The 11,391-nt window shown below is 29.6% G+C and carries 11 protein-coding genes; 5 read left to right on the top strand and 6 right to left on the bottom strand.

Annotated features, from left to right (window positions below; translation table 11 throughout):
* Positions 1-252 precede the first annotated feature (252 nt).
* Positions 253-1,338: an ABC transporter substrate-binding protein gene (locus tag CLRAG_RS16860; RefSeq protein WP_065079472.1), complete on the top strand. Its 1,086-nt coding sequence runs from the start codon at positions 253-255 to the stop codon at positions 1,336-1,338.
* A 136-nt stretch (positions 1,339-1,474) separates the two neighbouring features.
* On the opposite strand, the gene CLRAG_RS16855 is transcribed toward CLRAG_RS16860, so the two are convergent.
* Positions 1,475-1,939, bottom strand: coding sequence for a hypothetical protein (locus tag CLRAG_RS16855; RefSeq protein WP_013238369.1), 465 nt, complete (start codon positions 1,937-1,939; stop codon positions 1,475-1,477).
* 385 nt (positions 1,940-2,324) lie between these two features.
* Here CLRAG_RS16855 and CLRAG_RS16850 point away from each other — a divergent pair, with 385 nt between their 5' ends.
* Positions 2,325-3,290 (top strand): G1 family glutamic endopeptidase, encoded by a 966-nt coding sequence (locus CLRAG_RS16850; RefSeq protein WP_083985784.1) that lies wholly within the window; start codon positions 2,325-2,327, stop codon positions 3,288-3,290.
* A 516-nt stretch (positions 3,291-3,806) separates the two neighbouring features.
* Positions 3,807-4,781 carry an aldo/keto reductase gene (locus CLRAG_RS16845; protein WP_065079470.1) on the top strand — a complete coding sequence of 325 codons (975 nt, stop codon included), beginning with the start codon at positions 3,807-3,809 and terminating at the stop codon, positions 4,779-4,781.
* Between the two features lie 75 nt (positions 4,782-4,856).
* Here CLRAG_RS16845 and CLRAG_RS16840 read toward each other — a convergent pair whose 3' ends face one another.
* Entirely contained in the window at positions 4,857-5,243 is a 387-nt protein-coding gene (locus CLRAG_RS16840) for a DUF6483 family protein (RefSeq protein WP_065079469.1), read from the bottom strand.
* A 367-nt stretch (positions 5,244-5,610) separates the two neighbouring features.
* Here CLRAG_RS16840 and CLRAG_RS21255 point away from each other — a divergent pair, with 367 nt between their 5' ends.
* On the top strand, positions 5,611-5,814 hold the full coding sequence (locus CLRAG_RS21255; RefSeq protein ID WP_083985786.1) for a YetF domain-containing protein: 204 nt from the start codon (positions 5,611-5,613) through the stop codon (positions 5,812-5,814).
* A 35-nt stretch (positions 5,815-5,849) separates the two neighbouring features.
* Here the strand turns inward: CLRAG_RS21255 and CLRAG_RS16835 are convergent, their stop codons facing one another.
* Both CLRAG_RS16835 and CLRAG_RS16830 read right to left on the bottom strand, forming a co-directional pair.
* Positions 5,850-6,422, bottom strand: a complete 573-nt coding sequence (locus CLRAG_RS16835) for an L-2-amino-thiazoline-4-carboxylic acid hydrolase (protein WP_065079468.1) — start codon at positions 6,420-6,422, stop codon at positions 5,850-5,852.
* 42 nt (positions 6,423-6,464) lie between these two features.
* Positions 6,465-7,196, bottom strand: coding sequence for an HAD-IA family hydrolase (locus CLRAG_RS16830; RefSeq protein WP_065079467.1), 732 nt, complete (start codon positions 7,194-7,196; stop codon positions 6,465-6,467).
* Between the two features lie 140 nt (positions 7,197-7,336).
* On the opposite strand from CLRAG_RS16830, the gene rodA reads away from it, so the two are divergent.
* Positions 7,337-8,446, top strand: a complete 1,110-nt coding sequence (gene rodA / locus CLRAG_RS16825) for a rod shape-determining protein RodA (RefSeq protein WP_065079466.1) — start codon at positions 7,337-7,339, stop codon at positions 8,444-8,446.
* Positions 8,447-8,529: 83 nt separating this feature from the next.
* Here rodA and CLRAG_RS16820 read toward each other — a convergent pair whose 3' ends face one another.
* A complete protein-coding gene (locus CLRAG_RS16820; protein WP_065079465.1) occupies positions 8,530-10,272 on the bottom strand; it encodes a cell wall-binding repeat-containing protein in 1,743 nt (580 codons plus the stop codon).
* 97 nt (positions 10,273-10,369) lie between these two features.
* The gene (gene rbr, locus CLRAG_RS16815) at positions 10,370-10,903 is read right to left on the bottom strand and encodes a rubrerythrin (RefSeq protein ID WP_065079464.1); all 534 of its coding nucleotides are present in this window, start codon (positions 10,901-10,903) and stop codon (positions 10,370-10,372) included.
* Positions 10,904-11,391: the final 488 nt, after the last annotated feature.

Genomic DNA, 11,391 nt, shown 5'->3' with positions numbered 1-11,391 from the left:
CATAACAAAATATAATATAAAGTATATTTTATATTTTGTTTTAAGTATATTATGTTATATTTTATACTGTTTAGTCTTAAAATCAATTGTATAATAAAGATTATTATATTATAATGAATGTAGTAGATTATTGTACCATTAAATCCATATTTCACCCAAAAGTTGACTATATTCTATAAATTAATACATATTATAATGAATTTTTATGGTACTCAGCTATAGGTAAATATTTTAAGAAGGATGTGTTAACTCATGAAAAAACTAAAATTCATGCTTATCACTGTTTTTGCAATTATTTTTTTAATAACGGGATGTAATAATGGTGATACATCAAAAAAAGCAAGTGAAAAAAGCACGCAGACGAAAACGATTACCGATACTGCTGGGCGAAAAGTGGACGTGCCTCTAAATATTAAAAAGATAGGAGATTCCTGGCAAGCTCATAATGAAGTTCTATGTATTTTAGGCCAAGGGAATAAAATTGTTGCCACCATTCTCACAGAAAAAGGAAGGCCCTGGCTCTACAAAGTAAATCCTCAAATGAAAAATGCAGTGACAGCATTTACTTCAGACGGTGTCAATACAGAAGAACTTATAAAAGCAAAACCTGACATTGTATTTACACCTTTAAATGATAAAAATGTAAATAAAATATCAGACTCAGGAATTCCAACTGTAGAATTAAACTTTACTGATTTTAATAGTTTAAAAAAATGTGTTAAACTTACAGGTGATATTTTAGGAGCAGACTCAAAGAAAAAAGCAGATGAATATATATACTATTTAGATGGCAAGCTCAATACTATAACCAGCATAACATCTAAAATGCCTAAGGACCAAAGACCTAAAGTTCTCCATGTAACTTCACTTTCACCAATAACCGTAGATGGAAACAATACAATAATTAATTCCTGGATAGAAGCAGCTGGTGGAGTAAATGCAGCTTCAGAAGTAAAAGGAAATAATAAGCAAGTATCCATGGAACAAATATTAAAATGGAATCCAGATGTTGTAATATTAAGCAGCAATACATTAATGAAAGTAAGTAATGGTAAAAAAAATATAAACAATTTATTAAAGGATCCTTCCTGGCAAAAAGTAAATGCCGTTAAGAATTCAAAAGTATACTTCAATCCAGATGGAGCTTTTTACTGGGATAGATACAGTGCAGAAGAAGCATTGCAAATACAATGGGCAGCAAAAATAATACACCCGGATAAATTTTCTAACATAGATATAGTTAAAGAAACTAGAAATTTTTATAAAACGTTTTTAAATTATGACCTTTCGGAGGAAGAAGCAAATAGAATCATCAATGATGATCCTCCTACTAAATAAATATACTTTAAAATGCATTAGGTGAAGTTTTCTAAACAGCACCTGATGCATTATGTCTATCAATGAATCTTGCTTAGTGGAAGTGAGTATTATCGTAGGCAGCCATAAGATAAGGAAATGTATTTTAATATAAATTTTATTTTAGCATTTTTTCAAGAGTTGAAATATGGCTAGCCTCATTATTAATAATATGGGACAATATTGTATATGTTTTTGTACTTACATCACTTGTATTTTTCACAAATCTACCTTGTACATCAACAAGTAAAGAATACACGTCTTTCTCTAAGTCAAGAAAAGATTTCAAATAGTCTCTAACATTGTTGATTTCAGGTTTATATACTTTCCTGTTAAACTCATCTATTAAAAAAGACATTTTATCATATATTACAAAATCAATTTCTTCAAATTCCATACCACTTATTACTTTTTTTAGCTTCTCATAATATTGAATACTTTTATCTAATTGTTTCACTAAAACAACTGACATTATTTTTATAGATTGCTTATTGCACCTTTTTCCTATGTCCTCATATTCAGCTTTTCTTCTAACTGCAATATTTATTGACTTATTAATTATATCTATAATATTGTATCCCATACCATCACTACCTCCAGCTCAAACTCTCTACTTCTTATTTCGTGAACTTTTATAAAAGTTTATACTTGTCTATATTATTGACATCATTTTTAAAGTTAATCACTAATTAGCTTTTATATTTTAAGGATATTAGGGAAAATTCCAACTTATACGATTTGTTTGTCCTAATTACTTCTATATAAGGCATTTTCAAAGAAATAACCAGTCAGTATACTAGTTATATTTTTTAGTTTACAGTAAATTTATACTTTATTAATACTATTGTAATTATTTCATCACATATCCATCACATACAAATGAGAAATTAGTATATTATAGAATAAATTTCTATAATATCAAAAAACATAAATGTATCTTTAAGATGTTATGGAAGGAGGAAAGAAAAGTGAAAACTATATTCAAAAAAATTCCACTTATATTATTAACACTATTAGTTGGATTCGGAACCGGCTCCACTATAATTGAAAATGGACCTCAAAATGCCACCAATAATAAATATGTTCTATCTAATTACTTTCCCAGACGGAATTTAGTTCATTCACTACCAACTCAGCAGCAACTACCAATTCATCAGCTGAAAAATAGTATATCTACAATAAATCTTCCTGCTAATACTGAAAAGTCTAGTAATTGGGCAGGATACATAGATACACCTACTTCTAAAAGTGGCAGCTATACTAGTATTTCTGGTAGTTGGACAATCCCTAATATTCCAACAAATAAGCAAAATACAGTAGCTGCACAGTGGATTGGTTTAGGTGGAGCAAGTTCTTCAGATCTTCTTCAAATGGGAACCTTAGAAGAAGTAGAAAATGGACAAGCTGTGGCAGAAGTTTTTTGGGAAAAGCTGCCTGATGTTGCTCAAAACATCATTAGTGTTCCAATTAATTCAACTATCAATGTTAGTATATCTAAATCATCCAATTCAACATGGAACTTAACATTTACTGTAACTACATCTGGTGGCCAGACACAAACTAAAACTATATCAACAACATTAGATTCTTCCTATGAACAAGGCATTGGAACATCAGCAGAATGGATCAGTGAGGATCCTTCTAACGATAGCAATCAACTATATCCTTTAGCAGATATGGGTACGATAAAATACCAGTCAGCTATGGTAAACGGTACTTTATTGAATGCTTCAAGTAACAATGTTAATCCTGTTGCAATGGAATCAAGTAATGAAAATGTTGTAATTTATCCTTCTACAATTGGAACAGATGGTGAGTCATTTACAACAACAACAAATTTAAGCTTAACTTCTAGACAAAGATTGGATAATTTTCCAAGACCTATTTTAAGAGATAATAGCAGCCGCCTTCACCCAAGAGAATATAGACAATAATTTTATTAGCTGTCTACCATCCATAACACTCCCACCACACAATGAAAGCGACTACCACTTGATAAAAAATAAAAGGCCAATTAGTTCACTATATAGTGAAAATTGACCTTTTGTTTTCTAATATGGCACCGAACTGTATATTAACCAACTTTTCTAATAAAAAAAAGAAGTCAATATTGGGGAATACTAACTTCAAATAATTAAATGGGTTTATCGCCGTTAAAAAATAATATGGTACTTTAATATATATTTCTATAATATAAATGTATACCATATAAATCATTCCGTCTAGTGCTTGTCATTGGATAAATATGAAACCCATGGAAACTATTTTTATCTAATGGCTATCATTTTAATAAAACCTTAAATAATAATTTGAGTTGACATTAAATTTAGCAAAGTATACTATTAATGTTAGAAACCTAATTGTTAGATTTCTAATCATTATATTGCTAATATCTTCATTATGAAGAAGATTAAAATATGAAATTAAACATATACTAGGAGGTTTTGTATATGGAATATACAAATTTAGCAGGGACAGGTTTAAATGTATCAAGAGTTTGTCTTGGAACAATGACATTTAGTGGACAGTTAAACGAACAGGATAGCATTAAAGTTATTAAGCATGCATTGGATAATGGAATCAACTTTATAGACACTGCAGACATTTATAACGGTGGACAAAGTGAAATAATTACAGGTAAAGGTATTAAAGGTTGCAGGGAAAATGTAATTCTAGCAAGTAAGGTCGGAGGGCCATCGGGTTCAGGGCCAAACGACAAAGGTCTCAGCAGAAAACATATTATTTCGTCTGTGGAAAATAGCTTAAAACGATTAAATACAGACTACCTAGATATTTATTATATGCATGCACCTGATCCTCTAACGCCATTTGAAGAAACAATGGAAGCAATGACTTCTCTTGTTAAATCAGGGAAGATTCGTTATATTGGAATCAGCAACTTTGCTGCATGGCAACTAATGGATGCCTTATGGACTTGCGACAAGCGTAACTTGATAACGCCAAGTGTAACAGAAAACGTTTATAACTCAATTACAAGGGGTATAGAGTCCGAGCTAGTACCTTGCATTAAGCAAAACAAGGTAGGCCTGGTTATATATAATCCAATAGCAGGCGGATTACTTTCCGGCAAGCACAGCAAGGATCATCCTGTTGAAAATTCACGTTTTTCCGATTTAGGTGGATATTATCAAAGATATTGGAATGATGACAGTTTTCAAGCAATGGAAAAGCTAACTCAGATTGCACAAAGCCATGGCATGAAGCTGCTTGAACTTGCATTGCGCTGGTGTATTTCTTATAGCTACGTGAACAGTGTAATTATTGGAGTAAGCCGCCTGGAGCACTTGAAACAGAATTTAGCATATTTAGAAAAGGGGCCGCTATCTAATGAAATTCTTTCGCAATGTGATGAAGTCTGGAAAGAACTGCACGGCAGCAGGTTTTCATATCATCATAATCTATAAGTATTTCTAAATATAAATTGTAAATCAATGTTTAGCACATTTATTTAACGTATCTATAGTATATCAAAAAAGAGCTTATTCAAGATGCGAATTGTTAGTCACCTGAATAAGCTCACAAGTAAATTTTTTCATATCATTTAATCCTTGAAATATTTCCTCTCTCGAAAAATTTGCTTTGGTAAGATCTTCATCACTTTTTAAAAGTAATATATTATAAAAATCTTTTCCTATTTTAATTAAATCATTTGAAGGATTCTTTTCCAGTTCTTCAAATAGCAAATTTTCTGCCTCATTATATTTACCCTGAAAAACAAGTTTTTTTAATAATATTGGTAACACATCTTGTATAGTCATTGATTGTACATCTATATTTTTAAATTCCTTACTCTGTTTGTTGAACAATACTTTTCCAGCAAACTCCCCTATAGATTCTATTATTCTCAATATATAATCATCATTCATATTAAACTCCTTCACATTTTATCTGATGGCTACCTACTGTAACACTCCCATTAAGTAAGATTCATTGATAATTCGATTAATATCAAAAAAAACTATCACCATAATTAATTATCGTCTTGTTTTTCAAAAATGTACTCAATATCTATTTTTAATATATGACTTATCTTTTTATACACTATTTTCCTTTCTCTAATATGAATAAGCCAGATATATTGGGAAAATATAAAATTGATATTATATTTTTCATTGATTACATAAACTCTCTACTTTTATATAGAGTTAGTGTTAAGGAGGTACCGCCGATGACTCTTGGAATTATAGATGTATTTCAATTACTACTTAAAACAACAGTAACGTTCATAGTGCTATTAACCCTAGCAAGAATACTAGTAAATATATTCCTTCTGAGATAATTGTTGATGGTAAAATAATAGACCATAACTTAGAAGAACTGAATTTACATAAAAACTGGTTAAAGAAACAACTTAAGCAACAAAATATTACCTCTATAGAGGACGTTTTCTATGCTGAAATTCAAAGTGATGGAACCTTGTTTATAGATAAAAATTAAGCCTTAGTTACATCTACCACATTATTTTTATACTATTAGCATTTCTTTTTATTTAAGAAACAAAAATCACAACATTTATGTCCTGTACCCAATGTTCCTTTCCGAATAAATTCTATTTTCTTCATTGAATCATAAATTACATGATCTGTATCACAGAAAATTTTGCAAAGTTCGAGACAATTGTTTTCCTTACAGGCATCATACCAAAGACATTTTGTTATGTTATATTCTACTGATACGCTATCATTTTTTATCACTTCAGTTATCCAATTATCACTTCTACTAATTGTTCCAATCATTATTTTTCTAAAGATATAAAAAAATCCAGGTATAGATTCAAATGCTAAATATTGTTTATTAATTTTTCGTCCTACAATAATAAACATATATTTCTCAACTGTATCATACGCCTTTTTCTGATCTTCTAATTCTTTTTGTAAGGCCTTATACAATACAATCCTTGGTAAAATTGTCTTTTCAAGAGTTTTTAACTGATTACTACTTTTTCCTATAGCAAAAGCAAGTATTGTTTGTAATTCTTTCTGTTGAATACTATAGATCTTATTACCTAAGTTCTTGCCAAATTCATTTATTAAAAATTGCTGCATAACATTTCTCCTTTACTCAGGCTACAAATAGCCATTTTTTAATTAATTTCTCATATATTTTAGTGTATTTAGTTGCTGAAGGTTATTTACAACATCGTATTTTTTTCCTATACTTAATACTTTATTTAAAATATACTCACGCTTATTCCTACATAACAAAACTGAATGAATACCAAGTTTATTTGCACCAATACAGTTTTTTAAGTTATCATCAACAAATATTGTATTTTGAGGCAGCACACCCAATTCATCCAATGCAGTTTGATACATAATACTATCAGGTTTAGTAACTCCTAGCATTGACGAAATAATAAATGTAGAAAAGTATTTTCGCAATTTTACTGCTTCAAATACACTATTTAAAGATGGCCATGCATCAGATACTACTCCTAATTTATATTTTTTACTCAGCATACTAATTACACCTGCTACTTCATCAAAGAACACATACTTTTTGGGGTTGTACACTAAGTCTTTAGCAACACTTTCCACATCATCCGTACTTAAATTTAATTCAGGAAATCCTTTAAAAAATATATTATAATATTCAACGAAATGCCTACATTCTTCTTCTTGCGTTTTAATTAACTTGCACGAATTTATATAATCATATGCTTTTTTAAATGAGAGTTTCTTTCTATGCCTTGAAATGCTGTTAAATACGTTTTTATCAACATATTTAAAAAAATTAGGTGTTATAAACCAATTGCCAGACTGAGGATAATTTAACACACGTCCAGAATCAAATAAAATTGCCTCAATATTTGTATTCATAATAATCTCCCTATTTTATTAAATATTCAAAACTTTTCCTTCATTAAAATATAATGATTATTACATCTTATTTTAACAATTATATGTTAGAATAATATTGTTTTTGTTGAAAATTTATGCAATATTCTACGGGTGATAAAATGTACAAGCTTTTAATAAATAAAAAAATATATAAAAATTTAGATGTAACTACGCTGTTAGTTGCAATCGCAATATCCTTTTTTGGCATAATGAACATTTATAGTGCCACATATAATCAGTCTAATTATTATTATACCAAACTACAGTTATTATGGGTTATATTGAGTACAGTAGTAATTTTTCTAATCTTACTTATTGATTATAGAACTATAGTTCAATATGCCAATTTAATATATTGGGGTGGTGTGGGAGTTCTACTATTTAATGATGTAACCAGTAAGGCAATAAAAGGTGCTTCTTCATGGATAAGAATCGGAAATAGAGCTCTAGAACCGGCTGAATTTGTAAAAATAGGATTAATATTAATTATTGCAAAAAAATTAGAAGAAATAGATTGCAATATAAATAACTTAAAAAATTTTTTAATACTGTGTTTTTATGCCTTTATACCAATTTTCTTAATAATAATACAACCTAACTTAGGTATGGCACTAATATACTTATTTATAGTTTTTTGTATCTTTTTCATTGCTGGTCTAAATTTAAAGTCTATAATAATAGGATTTGCTTCTTCAATACCCTTATGCATTATTATCTGGTTTAGCGGAATTCTAAAGGAATATCAAAAGCAGAGAATAACCTCTTTTATCAACCCTGGAGCATACCAACAGGATGTTAGTTTCCAGCTTACACAATCCTTAATAGCAGTAGGTTCTGGAGGATTACATGGAGCAGGATTTCTAAAAGGTGCTCAAGTATCTGGTGGATACATTCCCGAAGTACATACGGATTTTATATTCTCTGTCATTGGAGAGGAATGGGGACTCATTGGATCTACAATACTTTTAGCAGCATATGGCATATTAATATATAGAATCATAAAGTCAGCAAAAGAATCAAAAGATTCTCTAGGAAGATTTATATGTATAGGTATAGCAGCTTCTCTCATTTTCTCTGTATTTCAAAATATCAGTATGACTATTGGAATTATGCCTATTGCAGGAATAACTCTTCCCTTTGTAAGTTATGGAGGGAGTTCTAGTTTAGCTAATTTTATCTCATTAGCCTTAGTTTTAAATATAAGTATGAGAAAATATTTTAATATTTAAATTGTTTTAGTCATACTTCCAATTTTTTGTACAAAAAAGAACCTATATTTCTATAAGTTCTTAAATTTAAAAATATATATCATTTAATTAGTTTCTGTCATAGAATATGGACTATTAAAATCTAAATTAGTAAGTTTCATAATACCATCTTCATATTTATAATAAGCATTAAATCCTCCTAGTACATCAGCATGACAACTACCAGATACATCTTCATAAACCTTTAGTCCATAAGTACCACTATTATCTATATTATATAAATAATATACCGGTCCATGTCCCATCCAAGCTTGTACTCCTCTTCCATATACTTTAGCATTTTGCATTTGTCTGTCATTCTCTAAATTCACTGAACAACTTTTATTGAAATTTTTTGAATACATACCAAAAGTATCATATCCATTTAATTGAAATGAAAAATTATCCTCGCTCATACTTCCAATCTGTAATCCTGGCTTTTCACCATCATTATAATTATCTATTTTAGTCAAATTATTTCCATCCATAGTTTCAACATCGCAAGTTTCGCCTCCACTACTTCCCCCTTCTAACGCTATAGATATTATTTCAGGTGATCCATCCCCTGTCATATCTGCCAGCATAATTTGCCCATGTCCGCAATCACTATCACCTACAACTTTTGATGCAAGTACATTACCATTTGAAGTATCTTGTACATATAATTTAACTTTACCACTATCATTTATATTATTGGTAAGTATAATGTTCTCAAGTTTCCCGTCATTATTTATATCTACAGTTTTTAAATCAATAATCTTTTCTCCTTGAAAAATTCCACCAACATCCAACTTTATACCATTAAAACTATTTTCTATATTTGAAGATATAGCCCCTTGTCCACCTAAAATGACAACATTATTACAATTCAAAGAATCTATATAACTTTTTTGGATGTCAGCATTTTGACCATCTGTAAGTACTATTGGTGCGTTTAATTTTGAAGCTAACGTGCTTCCTGACAGAGCATCAGGAAAATTTTCTCCATTTGCAAGTACTGCATATTTGGAATCTAGCTTAAAATAATTCGCTACCTTCAAGGATGTATCATATCTATTCTTTCCACTAATTCTTATAATATTTTCATCATTCATATTAGGTACATTATTTTTTAATTGACTCTTAATATCATCACTTAATACTCCACTGCCACCAACTATATAGACCTTAGAAGGACTTATAGAAGATATCTTATCAATTATGTTTTCTGGTATACTGTTATTTTGGCTCATAAATATAGGATACCCATTAGATGCTGCTATACCTGATATACTAAGTGCATCAGGAAAATCAAATCCATTAACTATAACTACAGGTGTGCCTTTTGCAACATTCAATTCATTTACTATAATATTATTAGTATCAAATCTATTTGTGCCACCCAATCTATTAATATTCTTATATCCATATTGCTTAAGCTCATTTACTATATTACTACTTATTGAACCCTCCCCACCAAGTAAATAAATAGTTCCACCTTTTGATAAATGTTTACTTATGTAATCTAAGCTTTCATATTCACATCCATTATTAAAATCATCTGCAAGCAAAATAGGTGCATTTAATTTTTTTGAAAGCGGCGCTCCAACTAATGCATCTGGAAAACTCTTACCGTCAGCTATTATTATATTATCCGTTACTGTAGGATTAAATTGGCCTGCGATATTAATAGAAGTTTCATATCTATCTTGTCCACATATTCTAGTAACATTGTAATACTTTGAAGATTGTGCAGAAACTCTATACAAAGGTGCTATAAATAAAAAAGCTGCTGCAAATACAATTATTTTCATAATCCTTTTATTCATTAATGTAACATCTCCTGAAATGTATATTTTTGTTTTACAAATATAAAAACACCGTAAAATTCAATTGAATAATACGATGTTTTTTAGTACTATACTACTACCAATTTTTACTTTCTATTTCAAAGTATGATTCAGGATGTGAGCATACAGGACATTTTTTAGGTGCGTTTTCACCAATGTAAACATATCCACAGTTACGACATATCCAAACCTTTTTCGCACTTTTACTAAAAACCTTGTTTTCTTCTATATTCTTTAAAAGTTCATTATATCTTTCTTCATGATGTTTCTCAATTTCTGCTACCATACTAAATAATCTAGAGATATCACTAAAACCCTCTTGCTTAGCTTCTTCTGCAAATTTTTTATACATTTCAGTCCATTCATAATTCTCTCCACCAGCTGCAGATTTCAGATTTTCTGAAGTATTACCTATACCATTTAAAAGTTTAAACCAAATCTTTGCATGCTCTTTTTCATTATCAGCTGTAAGTTGAAATATTTCACCAATCTGTTCATATCCCTCTTTTTTAGCAGCTGAAGAAAAATATGTATACTTATTTCTTGCTTGAGATTCACCTGCAAATGCAGACAACAAATTTTTTTCTGTTTTGCTTCCCTTTAATTCCATTTTATACCCCTCCAATTTAATTGATTAAATCTATTTTTAGGGACTCTCTATATAAGCAAGTCCAATTATTATGCTTTATTATTAGTTCAACGTTTTACCTTATCTAACATATTGTACTAATTTATTTTAGTTTTGAAATACAATTACATATTAATATTTTCTCCAATAAAAATGCTTTACTATTATTATACCATTTATTAGCTAAAAAACATATAAAAATTTTCAAATAATTACATAATTTAACGCGGATTCGATGAATTATCGGATAAACTTAAGGAAACCTGATAAACAAAAATGTTGATCAGGTTTCCTTAAATTTATGATATTGTGCTAAAGTGTTGGTTTTATTTTTATCCGATGACCACCTACTCTAATACTCCCACGCACCCTGTGAAAGCGACTATCACCAAATCAAAGATTTGGGATATCTGCTTGCACACAGCGAAAGCGACTATCACCAAATCAAAGATTTGGGATATCTGCTTTTC

The sequence above is a fragment of the Clostridium ragsdalei P11 genome (assembly GCF_001675165.1).
Classification (GTDB): Bacteria; Bacillota; Clostridia; order Clostridiales; family Clostridiaceae; genus Clostridium_B; species Clostridium_B ragsdalei.
Note: the sequence above shows the minus strand (reverse complement) of the source record. Positions and strands in the feature narration are given on the sequence as shown.

What these genes read in the sequence shown, in the direction of transcription:
- CLRAG_RS16860 (WP_065079472.1), top strand. Translation starts at nt 253, where the DNA reads ATGAAAAAACTAAAATTCATGCTTATCACTGTTTTTGCAATTATTTTT.
- CLRAG_RS16855 (WP_013238369.1), bottom strand. Translation starts at nt 1,939, where the DNA reads ATGGGATACAATATTATAGATATAATTAATAAGTCAATAAATATTGCA.
- CLRAG_RS16845 (WP_065079470.1), top strand. Translation starts at nt 3,807, where the DNA reads ATGGAATATACAAATTTAGCAGGGACAGGTTTAAATGTATCAAGAGTT.
- CLRAG_RS16840 (WP_065079469.1), bottom strand. Translation starts at nt 5,243, where the DNA reads ATGAATGATGATTATATATTGAGAATAATAGAATCTATAGGGGAGTTT.
- CLRAG_RS16835 (WP_065079468.1), bottom strand. Translation starts at nt 6,422, where the DNA reads ATGCAGCAATTTTTAATAAATGAATTTGGCAAGAACTTAGGTAATAAG.
- CLRAG_RS16830 (WP_065079467.1), bottom strand. Translation starts at nt 7,196, where the DNA reads ATGAATACAAATATTGAGGCAATTTTATTTGATTCTGGACGTGTGTTA.
- rodA (WP_065079466.1), top strand. Translation starts at nt 7,337, where the DNA reads ATGTACAAGCTTTTAATAAATAAAAAAATATATAAAAATTTAGATGTA.
- CLRAG_RS16820 (WP_065079465.1), bottom strand. Translation starts at nt 10,272, where the DNA reads ATGAATAAAAGGATTATGAAAATAATTGTATTTGCAGCAGCTTTTTTA.
- rbr (WP_065079464.1), bottom strand. Translation starts at nt 10,903, where the DNA reads ATGGAATTAAAGGGAAGCAAAACAGAAAAAAATTTGTTGTCTGCATTT.